Consider the following 14,686-nt stretch of genomic DNA (forward strand, 5'->3'; position numbering starts at 1 on the left):
CGCAGTCAAGTGCGGACGGCGGCCGACGGAGTCGGGCGGCCGGGCAGGTTCTCGTACGAGGCGATGGTGATCCACTCGTCGGGTTCGCTCACGCGGCCATCCTGCCACCGCGCGGGGCAGGGTTGCACCGGCGAGAACCGGCCTACCGGGGACCATGATCGCCAGATCGGCCCACGGCCGTCCCCGGCACTGCCAGACTGAGGCCCAGAGTCCGTCACGGAGAGAGGTCACACCCCGCATGTCCAGCAGCGCCGCCGTCGAGAATCCGTGGTTCCGCAGGTTCAACCCGTCCGACTCCGCGCCCGCCCGGATCGTGATCTTCCCGCACGCCGGCGGCTCGGCCAGCTACTACCTGGAGTACGCCAACGCGCTGGCGCCGCACGCCGACGTGCTCGCCGTCCAGTACCCCGGCCGGCAGAACCGCATCGCCGAGCCGACGATCGGCTCGGTGACCGGGCTCGCCGAGCAGCTCGCCCGCGAACTGCGGGAGTGGGCGGACCGGCCGCTCACCTTCTTCGGACACAGCATGGGTGCGGCCGTCGCCTTCGAGACGGCCCGCTGCTTCGAGCGCGACGGCGTGAAGGGGCCCGACCGGCTGTTCGTCTCGGCCGGCCGGGCGCCCTCGCTGCCCCGGACGACCACGATCCACCAGCTGCCGGACGACGAGCTGCTCGCCGAGATCGCGGCGCTCGGCGGCACGGACGAGCGGGTCCTCGCCCTGCCCGCCCTGCGCGAGCTGATCCTGCCGAGCCTGCGGGCCGACTACACGGCCGTCGAGACCTACCGCAGCGCCCCGGACGCGACCGTGTCGCTGCCGATCACCGCCCTGGCGGGGGAGTCCGACGCCCACGCCACCGTCGACCAGGTCGGCCAGTGGGAGCGGCACACCACCGGCACCTTCGACCTGCGGGTCTTCCAGGGCGGGCACTTCTACCTGGCCGACCGGACCACGGACGTGGTGGACGTGCTCACCGCGCACCTGCGCGGCTGAGCCGGTTCGCGCGGGCGTCCGGGGGCCCGCCCGCCCGGGCGGTGGCCCGCCGGTGCCGCGAACCGGACACCGGTCCGGCCTTCGAACCGATGTGCGTGTACTGGTGCCCGGAGCGCACCCGCTCGACTACTGTGCCTGCTTGACGACCCATCAGCAGATCACCGGGAGGCAGCCGTGCGCCGGATCGCCGTTGTCGGAGCGGGCCAGGCCGGCCTCCAGCTCGCGCTCGGGCTGGTGGCGGACGGGTACCGGGTGACGCTGGTCGCCGAGCGCACCCCGGAGCAGCTGCGCGGCGGCCGGGTGCTGTCCACCCAGGCGATGTTCGGCCCCGCGCTGCGGATCGAGGCGGCGGCCGGGCTGGACCTCTGGGCGGACCGGGCGCCGTCCGTCTCCTCGGTGCAGGCGGTGCTGGCGGCGCCCCCGGGCGTGCGCGCGCTGGAGTACACCATGACGCTGGACGAGCCCGCCCAGTCGGTGGACCAGCGGCTCAAGCTGGCCGGCTGGCTGGAGCTGCTGGCCGAGCGCGGCGGCGAGATCGAGTACCGCACGCTGGACCGCGGCGCACTGCACGAGCTGGCCCGCCGGCACGAGCTGACCGTGGTCGCGGCCGGGCGCGGCGCACTGTCCGGGATCTTCGAGCGCGACGCCGCCCGCTCGCCCTTCGACCGGCCGCAGCGGGCGCTGTCCTGCCTGTACGCGCACGGCGTCGGCTCGCCGGATCCGGCCGCCGGGCCGAGGGCCCGGATGAACGCCCTGCCCGGCCTCGGCGAGCTGTACCTGCAACCGGCGCTCACGCTCTCCGGCCCGTGCGACATCCTGCTCTGGGAGGCGCTCCCCGGCAGCCCGCTGGACGCGTTCGGCGACGCCCCGCGGCCGGACGTCCAACTGGCCCGGATCCGGGAGCTGTTGGCCGAGTACCTGCCCTGGGAGGCCGAGCTCTGGACGGAGGCCGAGCCGACCGACGCCGGGGCCGGGCTGTTCGGCGCCGTCACCCCGGTGGTGCGGCGCCCGGTGGCCGAACTCGGCTCGGGTGTGGACGCCGTCCACGTGCTGGGCCTCGGCGACGCGGTGGTGGTGACCGACCCGATCACCGGACAGGGAGCCAACAACGCCGCCCGCGCGGCCGAGGCCTGCCGCCGGGCCGTCGTCGAGCACGGCGACGCCCCGTACACGGCCGACTGGATGTGCCGCACCGCCGAACGGTTCTGGCAGCAACAGTCCCGCCACAGTGTGGAGTTCACGGCCTCGATGCTGACCGTCCCGGACCACCTCCAGGCCGTTTTCGCGGCCGCCGCCGAGCACCCGGAGGTCGGCCGCCGGCTCGCCAACACCTACGCCGAGCCGAGCGACCACGCCGCCTGGCTGGCCACCCCCGAGCTGACCGCCGCCTACCTGGCCTCGGTCGGGGCGTAGCGGCCCCGCACTCGCCCCCGCCCCTGGAGTGCCTCCGCACTTGCCTCCGGGCGGTCCGCGGGACGACGCTGGAGGAAGGACGGCAACGAGTCCGGGAGGCGTCGCCCGTGGACGGACGCGAGCCCACGGGCCGGTCCGCCAGCGGGTACCGGAGCGTGCCCCACACGGCCGACCTGCGGGTCGAGGCCTGGGCGCCGACGGCCGAGGGCTGCATCGGCGAGCTGGTGCACGCCGTCGTCTCCGCCTTCGCCGACCTCAGCGGCGCGCGGATCGTCGGCGAGCGCGGCTGCACCGTCCTCGCGGTAAGCGACCCGGACCTGCTCGCGGGCGTCCTGGAGGAGGTCGTCTACCGGATGGACGCCGACGGCGAACTGCCGGTGGCGGTGGCGGTCGGCCCGATCGAGGGCCTGGACGGCGCCCGCCGGGTGACGCTCCGCTTCCGGATGGCCGACGCCGCCACGGCCACCCTGGTCGGAGCCGTGCCGAAGGCCGTCTCACTGAACGACCTGGACCTGAGCGCCGGGCCGGACTGCTGGACCTGCGCGGCCACCGTGGACGTCTGAGCCCGGCCCCGGGCACAGCGGACCGGACCTGCGAAAGCGGCGTGAGCGAGGTAAGCGAGGCGAGCGAGGTGGAGATCGTCCTGGCCGAGGCGGGCCGGAACCGCTGGCGGATCGAGCCGCGCCCGCCGATGCGGGTCCCCGGCGTGGTGTTCGCGACCGCCACGCTGCTGCCGCAGGCCGCCGGGGACAAGGCGCTGGAACAGGTGGCGAACGTGGCGACGCTGCCCGGGATCGTCCGCGCCTCCTACGCGATGCCCGACGTGCACTGGGGCTACGGCTTCCCGATCGGCGGGGTCGCCGCCACCGACGTCGAGCGGGGCGGGGTGGTCTCGCCCGGCGGGGTCGGCTTCGACATCTCCTGCGGGGTCCGGCTGTTGGCGGCCGGCATCAGCCGGGACGAACTCGACCGCGAACGGATCGGCCGCCTGATGGACCTGCTGGACCGCACCGTCCCGCGCGGCCTGGGCCGGGGCGGCCTGTGGCGGCTGTCCGGACCGGAGGAACTCGACGAACTCCTGCTCGGCGGCGCCCGCTACGCCGTCGACCACGGCCACGGCGTCCCCCGCGACCTGGAACGCTGCGAGGACCACGGCGTGCTGGCCGGCGCCGCCCCGGGCGAGGTGAGCACCCGGGCGGTCGAGCGCGGCCTGCAGCAGGTCGGCAGCCTCGGCTCGGCCAACCACTTCCTGGAGGTGCAGGCCGTCGACCGGATCCACGACGCGGGCACCGCCGCCGCCTTCGGACTGCGCCCCGGCCAGGTCTGCGTCATGATCCACTGCGGCTCGCGCGGCCTCGGCCACCAGATCTGCACCGACCACGTCCGCGCCATGGACCGCGAACTGCACCGCTACCGGATCGAGATCCCCGACCGCCAGCTCGCCTGCACCCCGGTCGACTCCCCGCGCGGCCGCGCCTACCTCGGCGCCATGACCGCCGCCGCCAACTACGGCCGGGCCAACCGGCAACTGCTCTCCGAAGCGGCCCGCCGCGCCTTCGCCACCGCGCTCGGGGTCGGACTGGAACTGGTCTACGACGTCTCCCACAACCTCGCCAAACTGGAGACCCACGAGGTGGACGGCGAACCCCGGACCCTGTGCGTGCACCGCAAGGGCGCCACCCGGGCCCTGCCACCCGGCGACCCCGACCTGCCCGCCGACCTGGCGGAGGCCGGGCAGCCCGTGCTGGTGCCGGGCACCATGGGCACCGCCTCCTACGTCATGGTCGGCCTGCCCGGCAACGAGGCCTTCCGCTCCGCCTGCCACGGCGCCGGTCGGGTGCTGAGCCGCCACCAGGCGCTGCGCACCGTGCGCGGGGAGCGGCTGAAGAGCGAGCTGGAGGCGCGGGGCATCGCGGTACGGCCGGCATCCTGGCGGGCACTGGCCGAGGAGACACCCGAGGCGTACAAGGACGTCGACGCGGTGGCCGCCGTCACCGAGGCCGCCGGGCTCGCCCGCCAGGTCGCCCGGCTGGTGCCGCTGGGCGTGTGCAAGGGGTGAGCGCGGGGCGGGCACGCGGTTGGTTCGCCGCACGGATCCGGGCGCGTCCCTCGACTCGCCCCGCCAGGCGCGCTTTGATGTCGGACGCACTCGGATGTCGGACGCCACCGTCACCCGAGCACCATCGTCATCCCAGCGCGTCCGTCCAGGAGGTGGTCATGCCGGGGACCCCGGATCCAACCGTCGCCGTCGAGAACCGGGGCACCGGAGGCGGCCCGGTGATCGAACTGCGCGCGCTCACCAAACGCTACGGCGACACGGTCGGCATCGAAGGGCTCCACGTGACGGTCGAAGCCGGCGAGGTGTTCGGCCTGCTCGGCCCCAACGGCGCCGGAAAGACCACCACCCTGCGCTGCCTGGTCGGCCTGCTCGGCCCCACCGGCGGGCAGGTGCGGGTGCTCGGCCTGGACCCGCTGGCCGACCACGCCCGGCTCGCCCCCTCGATCGGCTACCTGCCCGGCGAACTGCGGCTCTACCCCGAGCTCACCGGACAGCAGACCCTCGACCTGCTCGCCGCCCTCCAGGGCGCCCCGGTGCCGCGCCAGCGCGAACTGTGCGAGCGGCTGACGCTCTCCCGCGCCGACCTGGCCCGGCCGGTGGGGGAGTACTCGCGCGGCATGAAGCAGAAGCTCGGACTCGTCCAGTCGCTCCAGCACCGGCCACCGGTGGTGGTGCTGGACGAACCGAGCGAGGGACTCGACCCACTCGTCCAGGAGACCTTCTACGAACTGCTCGCCGAGGAGACCGCGGCCGGGCGGACCGTCCTGCTCTCCAGCCACGTGCTGCCCGAGGTGCAGCGGACCTGCGGCCGGGTCGCCATCGTCCGCCACGGCCGACTGGTCACCGTCCGCACCGTGGCCGAACTGCGCCAGGCCCGGGCCCGCCGGGTCCGCCTGCTCCTCGACGACGGGCACGGCGCCAGGCCGCTGGGCACCGCCGAACGCTGGTCCCCGCGCTGGGACGGCCCCCGGGTCGAGCTGCTGGTGCCACCGGACGAAGTGGTCGCGGCGGTGCGCGACCTGCTCGCCGAACACCCGGTGGCCGACCTGACCGTGGAGGAGGCGGGCCTGGACGAGGCCTTCCTCGACCTCTACCGGTCCGTCGGAGCCGAGGAGCACCCTAACGGCGGCAGCCGGCCGGAAGCGGAGGAACGGCCGTGAACCCGGGCACCGTCAACCGCCGCCTCCCGCTCGTCTGGCTCGCCCTGCACCGGCGGCGCCGGATGCTGCTCTCCCTGCTGTTCGGCATGGTCGTCTTCGAGACGCTCATCGTGGTCATCGCCGGAACCGTCCCGACCGGCGACCTGTTCGGCCAGCGCCGCACCCCGCCCGGCGCGTTCAAGGCGTTCAGCGGTTCCAACGGCGACGTCTCCATCGCCAGCTACCCCGGCCTGCTCGGCGCCGGACTCACCCACCCGTTCTGGATCGCCCTCCAACTGACCGTGATCGGCTCGCTCGGCGCCGCCGCCGTCGCGGCCGACGTCGAGTCCGGCACCATCGAACTGCTGATGACCCGCCCGGTCTCCCGCCGCCGACTGCTCGCCGAACGCGCCGGCGCCCTGATCGCCGCCACCGTCCTGCTCAACGCCGCCGCCACCCTGACCCTCGCGCTCGGGGTCGCGTCCTCCGCCCAGCTGCGCACCGCCGTCCCGCTGACCGCCGTCCTCACCGCCGGCCTGCTCGGCTGCGCCCTCGCCTTCTGCCTGACCGGCCCGGTGCTGGCGGTCTCCGCGGTCAGCCGACGCCGGGCCCACGTGATCGGCGCGGCCGTCGCCTTCGGCGCCGTCGGCTTCGCCCTCAACTTCGTCGCACTCGCCTGGTCCCCGGCCCGCCCGCTGCGCTACCTCAGCCCCTTCCACTACTACGCCCCGGGCGACGTACTCGGCCACGGCGGAGTCCCCTGGCTCGCCTTCGCCGTCCTCCTCGGCATCGGCCTGCTCGGCCTGACCGCAGCCTTCCGGCTCCTCGAACGCCGCGACCTGGCCGCCTGACCCAGCCCGCCTCGCCTGCCTTCCTGCCAGCCTGCCCGCCCGCGGCGTAGGCACGGGTAGCGGACGGCAGCCTTCGTGGGCCCCGTTCCCATGCTCGACGCCCAGGTGAATCGGCGTCGGCGTGCAACCCTTGCGGCGGCGCGGCGGTGAGTAGGGCAGAGCGATGGCCCGGTCGGGTCGTCGCCGCGACGCGAAGAGGAATCGGATGACCGTGAGCCCATTGCACATTCCGGTGGAGGACCGGCCTCGGCCCGTCACCGCACCGGCTTCCGCGGGCGACCCCGGCCCGCGGGAGCTCGACTTCGAGGGGTTCGCCGCCACACGCTGGCGGCGGCTGGTGCGCACCGCCTACCTGCTCACCGGCGACTACCACGAGGCCGAGGACGTGGTGCAGGCGACCTTCGCGAAGGTCTTCCGGAACTGGTCCCGGATCAGCCGCCTGGAGGAGCCGGACGCCTACGTCCACCGGGCCCTGGTGAACAACAACCTGAGCCGTCACCGCCGACGCCGGGTCAGGCAGCTGCTCACGCCCGTCCTTCCCGAACGGGCGCACACCGCGGACGGTGGCCACCGCGACGTCGAGGAGCGCTCGGCGCTGCTCCAGGCGCTGGCCGGGCTGCCGCAGCGCCAGCGGGCCGTGGTCGTCCTGCGCTACTGGGAGGACATGAGCGAGTCCCAGGTCGCCGAAGTGCTCGGCTGCTCGCAGGGCAACGTGAAGAGCCAGGCCAGCCGAGGCCTGGCGAAACTGCGCGGCCACCCGGCGCTGGCCTGGTACGTGGCGGACACCGGTTCAACGATCGACGGTACGAACGGAGGCAACAGGTGATGGACACCGAGGACATGGTGCGCGGCGCTCTGCGGGACGAGGCGGCCCGGGTCGCGGTGGCGGACTGGTCCGCCGGCCCCGTGCGGGTCCACGTGCGGCGGCAGCAGCGGGCGCGCCGGGTGGCGATGGGTGCGTCGGCCGTGGTGGCCGCGCTCGCGGTGGTCGCCGGTACGGGTGCGGTCCTGTCCGAGCGGCGCGCGGGCCAGGTCGTCGCGCCGGCCGCGCAGGCTCCTCGGGTACCGGACGGGCCGGCTCCCGAGGCCGTGGTGGTGCAGCCCGGCCAGCAGCTGCCGCTGGGCCGCCAGGACTGGTGGATGCAGCTGAAGGACCAGGAGATCTGCATCCACGACCCTGCCGCGTACCCAAGCGGCCAGGGCTGCGCCGGGCGCTCCTGGGCGGGGGGCGCGACCGAGATCACCATGCAGTACTACGGGTCCTCGCCGCAGTACCGGGAGGGCCTGTACAACCTCGTCTACCAGGGGCCCGGGCAGGTGGCCCGGATGAGCGTCGAGGTGGACGGCCAGGCCCAGTGGGCCACCGTCGTCGCCCTTCCCGGCAGTCCGGGCTTCGCCACCGGGTATGTGTGGGGGCCCAGCCGAAAGGCCCCCGAGGATCCGAAGGCCTACCCGCTCGAGGGCGTGAAGCTCGCCGCGTACGACGCCCAGGGGGCGCTGCTGGCGAGCAAGACGCTGTCGCCCTGAACCACACCGGGCATCGCGGTCCCGGCACCAGCGAGCACGGGCGGCCCGCCCTCGGCTAACCTCCCCCCTCGTGGACGATCACCCCGAACCCTCGACCCTGCGCGTCTTCGTGGCCCTGGCACCGCCCGACGACGCCAAGGACGAACTGGCCCGGGCCCTGCAGCCCACCTACGCCAGGTACCCGCGGCTGCGATGGAACCGGATCGAGGACTGGCACATCACCCTGGCCTTCCTCGGCGAACAGCCGTCCACGGTCGTGCCGCTGCTGCGGTCGGCACTGGCCGGTGCGGCCGCGTCGCATCCCGCCCTGCACCTGGGCCTGCGGGGCGGCGGCCACTTCGACCAGCGACTGCTGTGGAGCGGGATCGACGGGGACCTGGACGGACTGCACCTGCTCGCCGCCGACGTCCGGGACCTGGTCAGGTCCTGCGGGATCGAGTTCAGGGACCGGCCGCTGCGCCCCCACCTGACACTGGCACGGTCCCGCCGCGACGACCCCGACAGCGTGCCGCAGGCCGCGGCCGGCCTCACCGGGTTCGTGGGCCTGCCCTGGCGGACCGAACGTCTCCACCTCGTCGGCAGCAACATCGGCCGTGGCCCCGGGCCGATCCACTACCGCGACATCGAGGCGTGGCGATTCGGCGCCGCCGTCCAGGCCCGGGACGGCGGCGCCCTCACCGAGCCGTAGCCCGCGGGCGAGCACCGCCGCCCAGCGGGCAGGAGCGCGGCGGCCCGAGGAAGCCTGGGCCCGTACGGCATGGACTTCGCGGTGCGGGTGGTCGCGTGATGCGGTCAGTCCGTGACACCGGGGACGAAGATGCCGTCCGCGCCGGCGTCGATGTAGGAGCGCGCCCGTTCCAGTGTGTCCCGCAGCCGGATGGTGGGGTCGCCCAGGCCGAGCAGGTAGGTGTCGATGCGGGCGTTGACGAACAGGTCGACGCCCGCCCTCCGCGCTGCGGCGCGGACGGCCGCGAGCCGGTCGACGAGCGTGCCGGGGGAGCGGGTGCCGTCCTCGATGTTGATGCCCACCACGCCGGCTTCCAGTACCCGCGTGACGGTCTCCGCGACCTCGGCGGGGCTCTGTCCGTAGCCGCCCTTGATGTCCGCGGTCACCGGGACCGTGACCGACAGTGACGGGAAGGTTCCCTCCACGGCACCGGACAGGCCGGCGCGCCAGGCGGCCGGCGGCTGGCTCACGCGACCCGCTCGGACGTGAGCCGGCGACGGGAACGGGGTGTGGAGGCACCCCTGGGTGAGGACCACGGCTGCGGCGGTGAGTGTGCCGCCCCAGGATTCACGCCAGGCGACCTGCGCCGTCCGGTGCGGTCGCTGAAGCGCCATGCCGTCGTCAGGCCGTGGGCGTCACCGCTGCCGCGATCTCGCGTACACGGTCACGCGTGATCCCGGTGCGCTGTTCGACGGCGAGCGGGTGGTCGGTGGGCTCCAGCTCGATGGAGGGGCGTTGGCCGACGGGGCGGGTGCGGACGTGCGTCTTGAGGTTGATGGTGTCCGGTTCGTAGACCGGGAGCCAGGTGCAGAGCCAGCCGAAGTACGGTTCCTCCGACTCACGGCCGTCGGTCTCCCACAACTCGGCGGCCCGGGCGAAGTTGCTCCGGCTCAGTGAGACCCACACGCCCCAGGAGAAGACGTCCTCGCTGCCGAGCACGGGTATCTCGATCAGCCCCTTGACGAAGAAGTGCTCGCCCCTGATGACGCACTGGTCCGAGGACAGCATGCTGTGCGGGTCGGCCTCGAGGGCCGGGTCCCAGGCATCGGGGGCCACGGTCGAGTAGTTCAGGGGAAGGCCGGCGTGGTGGCCGCCGCAGCAGGTGCAGGTGAAACCGGGGTGGTCGGACATGACGCGAGCGTAGCGGGTGCCTGTGACACCACCTGTACCGCCGCCGGTCGCGACGGTGGCGGAAAATCGGGCGCTCGTTCGCACCGGCTCGGATACCGTGGCGTGCGGTCCTGCCGGGCAGGGCCGACGGGAACGGGGGGAGTGGCGGAGATGGACGAGGTGGCGAGGGCCGCCTGGTGGGAGGGCCTGCCGGCGGGAATCCGGGAGGAGATCGACGGGTACGTCCTCCAGGACTCCCTCCTTCCCGCGGTGCGGTCCGTCCTCGATGTCGGCCGTGTCCCCTTCGGCGTCGGACTCGGTACGGCCCAGGACATCGTCAACGACCGCTACCTCCACCACGGAGACCGGATCGCCCGCACGCCCCGGAGCGCGCTGGACCTGGAGTCCCTGGCCCTTCGCGCCGCCGGTTGCCCCGGCCGCGTCGTGGCGATCGAGGCGGTCTGGGACGGCGACACCGTCCACGACTGGTTCACGATCCTGCTGGCGATCACCGAGGCCCCGGCGCAGGAGCGCAGGTTGGCCACCATCCACTTCAGCACGGCCACGGGCTACCTCGGCGAGGAAGGCACCGCGGGCGGGCGGCCCGTGTGCGCCGTGGCGGCCGAACGCGCGGGCCGCGCCCTGGCCGAACACCTGTCGGTCCCCTTCCATTTCGCCAGCCCGGAAACCCCGGACGACGACGCTCCCCGCTGGCGGGCCTGAGCGGCAGTCCGCTGAACGTTTGTTCGTGCGAAGGAGACGAGATGGCAGGTATGGAAACCGAGCAGCCGCCCGACAAGTCCAGTGGCCTCCGGGCGATCTGGGCCAACACCCTGGAGCCCACAGCCCCCTTGCCCTGGCACCGCAGGGTGCCGCCCAAGGCCTGGATCGGGGGTGGGGTGGTCGTCGCCCTGTTCGCCGCCCTGACCGTGGCCGCCGTGACCGGCGCAGGGGCCCCACCCGCGCATCGGATCGTTCTGGTGGACCGGATCGGGGACCAGGAGCGGATGCCGGACGACGGGGAGGTCGTGGCCGAACGCGGCCGCCTGCAGACGAACCTGACCGCGTTGAGCCGGTACCGGGACGTCTCGGTAGCGGGCTACGGCCCCGCCGGGTCGGGCCGGAGCACGCTGCTGGTGGCCGGGATGACCGGAGGCTTTCCGGACGCCCGCGGGGAGTTGGACCGGCAGTTCGGTGCGGTCTGGGGGTCCGACGTGTCCAGCGAGACCGGCGAGACCCTGCAAGACCGTCAGGACTTCCCGGCCGGCCCGCTCGGCGGCGCGCTCGACTGTGCGGTCCTGGCCGCTCCGACCGCCTCTTCCCGGACCATCTGCATCTGGGCGGACGGAACGACGGTCGGGGGCGTGATCGACGGGACGGGCGAGACCCGCCCGGAGGACCTGGCCAGGCGCACGCTGGAGATCCGCACGGCCGTCGAGGTCGAGGTCAAGGACTGACGGGCCGCCTTCGCGCGGCCTTGGACCCGACTGCCCCGCCTTCGCCCACCCCGCCCCGCCCTCACCTGATCGCCGAGCGGTGGTGGGGGCCGACGGGGCGGGCGGGGTCAACGGGCGGCCGGTGCCGCGGCGAAGGGCCCGTCCAGGGCGGCCCACTGCAGGAGCAGGATGGTCTTGCCGTCGGTGATGCGTCCGTCGCGGACCATGGCGAGGGCCTCGGCGAAGGGCAGTTCGAGCACCTCGATGTCCTCGCCGTCCTCCTCGAGCCCGCCGCCGGTTCCGGTGCGGTCGGCCGGGGTGTAGGGGGCGGCGTAGAAGTGCAGGCGCTCGGTGACGGAGCCGGGGCTCATGTAGGCGTCGAGGACGTGGGCGATCGGGCCGAGCGTGACGCCGAGCTCCTCGGCGCTCTCGCGCCGGATGGCGGCGAGCGGGTCGTCGCCGTCGAGCAGCCCGGCCGCGGCCTCGACGAGCATGCCGTCCGGGTGGTCGTTGACGTAGGCCGGGTAGCGGAACTGGCGGGTGAGCAGGACCCGGCCGCGTTCGGTGTCGTACGGCAGGATGACCGCGCCGTTTCCGCGGTCGTAGGTTTCGCGCTGCTGGGTGACCCAGCGTCCGTCGCGGCGCCGGTAGTCGAAGGTGGTGCGGCGCAGGACGTGCCAGCCCTGGGAGGTGAGCTCCACGTCGCGCACCACGACGTCGGGGTTGCGGGTCAGGTCGCGTCCGGCGCGGTCGAGGCCGGTGCGGCCGCGGTGGTCCGGGACGTCGGTCCCGGGGCGGGGGGTCACGCCGCCCCCTGCGGGACGTGGCGCGGGAGTTCGGCGACGTCGTGGTAGACGGGCAGGCCGCGCCGGCGGGCGGTGGCGACGTCCTGGTCGGCGCCGGCGGAGTCGCCGGGGAGCCGGAGCACGGCGTCGCAGTGGGCGAGCAGGCGGTCGGCGGTCGGGTAGAGGACCTGGTCGGCGAGGGGGTCGGTGGGGCCCGCTCCCGCGGAGCGCAGCACGGGCAGGGCGATCCATTCCCCGATCACCGGGACGTGGCCGGCGGCGAAGACCGGCCAGGCCGCCGCTTCGAGGCGGGCGAGGTTCGCGGCCATGGCCTGGGGGTCGCCGTCGGTTCCGGAGCGGTAGGGGCCGGCGATGAGGACGAGCATGGGCTTCTCGGTCATGGTGCGCTACGATACACGCAGAAACGTGAAAGAACAGGAGAAAGTACGGATGCTGGCTGCCGAGAGACGTGACCACCTGCTGGGCCTGCTCGCCCGCGAGGGCAAGATCGTGGCCAAGGACGTCGCCGCGGACCTCGGCATCTCCGAGGACAGCGTGCGCCGCGACCTGCGCGACCTGGCCGCCGAGGGGTTGTGCCAGCGCGTCTACGGCGGGGCCCTGCCCGTCTCCCCGGCCGTCGCGGACTACGCGGCCCGGCAATCCGTCACCCCGGACGGCAAGCGGCGGGTCGCCGCGGTCGCCGCCGCGCTCGTACGGCCGGGCAGCGCCCTGATCCTGGACGGCGGCACCACCGCCCTCGCCGTCGCCGAAGCCCTCCCGCCGGACCTGGCCTGCACCGTGATCACCCACAGCCCGACCATCGCGGCCGCGCTGCTCGACCACCCCCGGGCCGAGGTCTTCCTCCTCGGCGGCCGCCTCTTCAAGCACTCCGCGGTCACCTGCGGCGCCGCCGCGGTCGAGGCCGCCCAGAACGTCTCGGCCGACCTGTGCCTCCTCGGCGTCACCGGCGTCCATCCCGAAGCCGGACTGACCACCGGCGACGCGGACGAGGCGGCGATGAAACGCGCCCTGGCGGCACGGGCCGCGGACACCTACGTCCTCGCCTCGTCCGAGAAGATCGGCACTGCCTCCCGGTTCCGCGTCCTGCCCTGGGAGGACGTCAGCGGACTGATCACCGACGCCGACCCCCGCCACCCGGTCCTCGATCGACTCAGGGCGCACGGCGTGGAGATCCTGGCGGCCGGCTGACGGCTGACGGCTGACGGCTACCGCGCGAACGCGCCGGATCGCGGCAAGATCACGAAACCGACGTGGCACTGCGCCCCCTGGCCCCGGGGATGGACGACCGCTCCGGCACGCCGCCCACCTGCGACGGCGCATCAGCACCTGCTCCGGCCGAACCCGCTCCGCTCCCGCTGGTTCCGTCCGTCAGCGCAGCGCGAGGACCTGGCCGGGCAGGAGCAGGTCGGGGTCGTCACCGATGACCTCGCGGTTCAGCTCGTGGAGCGCCGGCCAGTCGCCCGGGAGGTCGAGGGTCCGGGCGATACCGCTGAGGGTGTCGCCGGGCTGCACGGTCCAGCTGTCCGATCCGTCGCCGTTCACGTCGGCCGGGGCGTCGTCGTCGGTGTGGCGCAGCGGTGCGGGGGAGTGCGGCCGTGCCTGCGACGGGCGGTGGCCGCGGGCGTGGACGGTGGGGTGGTCGACGCTGCGGTCGGCACGGCTTCCGCAGGTCGGCCACGGGGCCAGGCCGCGGCGCGCGGCGAGGTTCTCGGCGACGGCGATCTGCTGCTCGCGAGTGGCCTGGTCGGCGCGGGGCGCGTAGGCGAGTCCTCCGTTGGAGCGCCAGGTCGCGCCGTCGAACTGCAGTCCGCCGTAGTAGCCGTTCCCGGTGGCGGCGTTCCAGCGCCCTCCGCTCTCGCACCGGGCGAGAGCGTCCCAGTCGACGCCGGTACGGACTCCCGTGGTCGTGGCCACGGCGGCGGCGGGCGACGCCGTGGCGCTGCCGACGACCGCGGCGAGAGCGAGCAGGGGGAGCAGCAGGGCAACGACCACGCGACGGGCCACGGACAGCGGCGACATGGAAGCTCCGCACCTTCGGGGACAGGGGACCGGGCATCGGGATGCCGTCTCCACCCATGCACAAGGCGGGCGCCGACGATGGCCGACAGGACGGGTATCTCGTCCGAGCGGCGGTTCGACACCACCCGAACGCCACCCCTCGCCGCCGCTGGCGCCCGGCACCGTGGAGCGGTACGGACCCCACCCTCAGCACCCCTGACACGGCGCCAGGAGACGAACGCTCATCAGCGAACACACGGTCGGCCGGGGACGGCGCGAGGCCTGTGCCGCGCGGGTGCGCGGTACAGGCCTCGTGGGTCACTCCGGGTGCCCCTGTCCGGTCCCCGGGGTGGGGGGAAGCCGATGGGGTCGGCTTAGTACCAGTGGTGGTTCTGCCAGAAGTTCCAGGCGGCGTTCGGGCTGCCGTAGCGGGTGTTCATGTAGTCCAGCGCCCACTTGATCTGGGTGGCGGGATTGGTCTTCCAGTCCGCGCCGGCGGAGGCCATCTTGGAGGCCGGCAGGGCCTGGCCCAGTCCGTAGGAGCCCGAGCTCGGGTTGGTCGCGGTCACGTTCCAGCCCGACTCGTGGGAGATGATCTGGCTGAACGAGGCCAGCTGGTCCGCCGGGAC

17 protein-coding genes and 1 pseudogene are annotated in these 14,686 nt (G+C 74.1%); 12 read left to right on the forward strand and 6 right to left on the reverse strand.

Going from position 1 to position 14,686, the window contains the following annotated elements; all coding sequences use genetic code 11:
* The first annotated feature begins 238 nt into the window (after window positions 1–238).
* The 9 genes from ACFWP2_RS24930 (at window position 239) to thpR (ending at window position 8,668) form a co-directional block, all read left to right on the forward strand.
* Window positions 239–991 carry a thioesterase II family protein gene (locus tag ACFWP2_RS24930; protein ID WP_380455079.1) on the forward strand — a complete coding sequence of 251 codons (753 nt, stop codon included), beginning with the start codon at window positions 239–241 and terminating at the stop codon, window positions 989–991.
* A gap of 174 nt (window positions 992–1,165) precedes the next feature.
* The gene (locus tag ACFWP2_RS24935; protein ID WP_380455081.1) at window positions 1,166–2,404 is read left to right on the forward strand and encodes a styrene monooxygenase/indole monooxygenase family protein; all 1,239 of its coding nucleotides are present in this window, start codon (window positions 1,166–1,168) and stop codon (window positions 2,402–2,404) included.
* 155 nt (window positions 2,405–2,559) lie between these two features.
* Window positions 2,560–2,967 carry an archease gene (locus tag ACFWP2_RS24940; protein ID WP_380455083.1) on the forward strand — a complete coding sequence of 136 codons (408 nt, stop codon included), beginning with the start codon at window positions 2,560–2,562 and terminating at the stop codon, window positions 2,965–2,967.
* Between the two features lie 41 nt (window positions 2,968–3,008).
* Entirely contained in the window at window positions 3,009–4,463 is a 1,455-nt protein-coding gene (locus ACFWP2_RS24945; RefSeq protein ID WP_380455085.1) for an RtcB family protein, read from the forward strand.
* A gap of 158 nt (window positions 4,464–4,621) precedes the next feature.
* Window positions 4,622–5,623 carry an ABC transporter ATP-binding protein gene (locus ACFWP2_RS24950; RefSeq protein WP_380455087.1) on the forward strand — a complete coding sequence of 334 codons (1,002 nt, stop codon included), beginning with the start codon at window positions 4,622–4,624 and terminating at the stop codon, window positions 5,621–5,623.
* Complete coding sequence (locus ACFWP2_RS24955; RefSeq protein ID WP_380455090.1) at window positions 5,620–6,453, forward strand: ABC transporter permease subunit; 834 nt, start codon at window positions 5,620–5,622, stop codon at window positions 6,451–6,453. The genes ACFWP2_RS24950 and ACFWP2_RS24955 overlap by 4 nt, the downstream gene beginning before the upstream one ends.
* Window positions 6,454–6,658: 205 nt before the next feature.
* Window positions 6,659–7,279 (forward strand): SigE family RNA polymerase sigma factor, encoded by a 621-nt coding sequence (locus tag ACFWP2_RS24960; protein ID WP_380455092.1) that lies wholly within the window; start codon window positions 6,659–6,661, stop codon window positions 7,277–7,279.
* Window positions 7,276–7,980: a hypothetical protein gene (locus tag ACFWP2_RS24965; RefSeq protein ID WP_380455094.1), complete on the forward strand. Its 705-nt coding sequence runs from the start codon at window positions 7,276–7,278 to the stop codon at window positions 7,978–7,980. The genes ACFWP2_RS24960 and ACFWP2_RS24965 overlap by 4 nt, the downstream gene beginning before the upstream one ends.
* 70 nt (window positions 7,981–8,050) lie before the next feature.
* The gene (thpR, locus tag ACFWP2_RS24970; protein ID WP_380455096.1) at window positions 8,051–8,668 is read left to right on the forward strand and encodes an RNA 2',3'-cyclic phosphodiesterase; all 618 of its coding nucleotides are present in this window, start codon (window positions 8,051–8,053) and stop codon (window positions 8,666–8,668) included.
* 107 nt (window positions 8,669–8,775) lie between these two features.
* Here thpR and ACFWP2_RS24975 read toward each other — a convergent pair.
* Together ACFWP2_RS24975 and ACFWP2_RS24980 are read right to left on the reverse strand one after the other, a co-directional pair.
* Window positions 8,776–9,108: pseudogene (locus tag ACFWP2_RS24975) on the reverse strand (isocitrate lyase/phosphoenolpyruvate mutase family protein); the annotation flags it as partial.
* Between the two features lie 220 nt (window positions 9,109–9,328).
* Window positions 9,329–9,838: a DUF2199 domain-containing protein gene (locus ACFWP2_RS24980; RefSeq protein WP_380455098.1), complete on the reverse strand. Its 510-nt coding sequence runs from the start codon at window positions 9,836–9,838 to the stop codon at window positions 9,329–9,331.
* Window positions 9,839–9,988: 150 nt separating this feature from the next.
* On the opposite strand from ACFWP2_RS24980, the gene ACFWP2_RS24985 reads away from it, so the two are divergent.
* Window positions 9,989–10,540: a hypothetical protein gene (locus ACFWP2_RS24985; protein ID WP_380455100.1), complete on the forward strand. Its 552-nt coding sequence runs from the start codon at window positions 9,989–9,991 to the stop codon at window positions 10,538–10,540.
* A 41-nt stretch (window positions 10,541–10,581) separates the two neighbouring features.
* Entirely contained in the window at window positions 10,582–11,274 is a 693-nt protein-coding gene (locus tag ACFWP2_RS24990) for a hypothetical protein (protein ID WP_380455102.1), read from the forward strand.
* A gap of 107 nt (window positions 11,275–11,381) precedes the next feature.
* On the opposite strand, the gene ACFWP2_RS24995 is transcribed toward ACFWP2_RS24990, so the two are convergent.
* Window positions 11,382–12,059, reverse strand: coding sequence for an NUDIX domain-containing protein (locus ACFWP2_RS24995; RefSeq protein WP_380455104.1), 678 nt, complete (start codon window positions 12,057–12,059; stop codon window positions 11,382–11,384).
* Complete coding sequence (locus ACFWP2_RS25000; RefSeq protein ID WP_380455106.1) at window positions 12,056–12,439, reverse strand: DUF4406 domain-containing protein; 384 nt, start codon at window positions 12,437–12,439, stop codon at window positions 12,056–12,058. Before ACFWP2_RS25000 ends, ACFWP2_RS24995 begins: the two co-directional genes overlap by 4 nt.
* A gap of 49 nt (window positions 12,440–12,488) precedes the next feature.
* Here ACFWP2_RS25000 and ACFWP2_RS25005 point away from each other — a divergent pair, with 49 nt between their 5' ends.
* Complete coding sequence (locus ACFWP2_RS25005; protein ID WP_380455108.1) at window positions 12,489–13,247, forward strand: DeoR/GlpR family DNA-binding transcription regulator; 759 nt, start codon at window positions 12,489–12,491, stop codon at window positions 13,245–13,247.
* A 180-nt stretch (window positions 13,248–13,427) separates the two neighbouring features.
* Here the strand turns inward: ACFWP2_RS25005 and ACFWP2_RS25010 are convergent, their stop codons facing one another.
* On the reverse strand, window positions 13,428–14,078 hold the full coding sequence (locus ACFWP2_RS25010; RefSeq protein WP_380455110.1) for a transglycosylase family protein: 651 nt from the start codon (window positions 14,076–14,078) through the stop codon (window positions 13,428–13,430).
* Window positions 14,079–14,431: 353 nt separating this feature from the next.
* On the reverse strand, window positions 14,432–14,686 hold a 255-nt coding region (locus tag ACFWP2_RS25015), incomplete at its 5' end, for a transglycosylase SLT domain-containing protein (RefSeq protein WP_380455112.1).

This window comes from Kitasatospora sp. NPDC058444, assembly GCF_042721415.1.
GTDB lineage: Bacteria > Actinomycetota > Actinomycetes > Streptomycetales > Streptomycetaceae > Kitasatospora.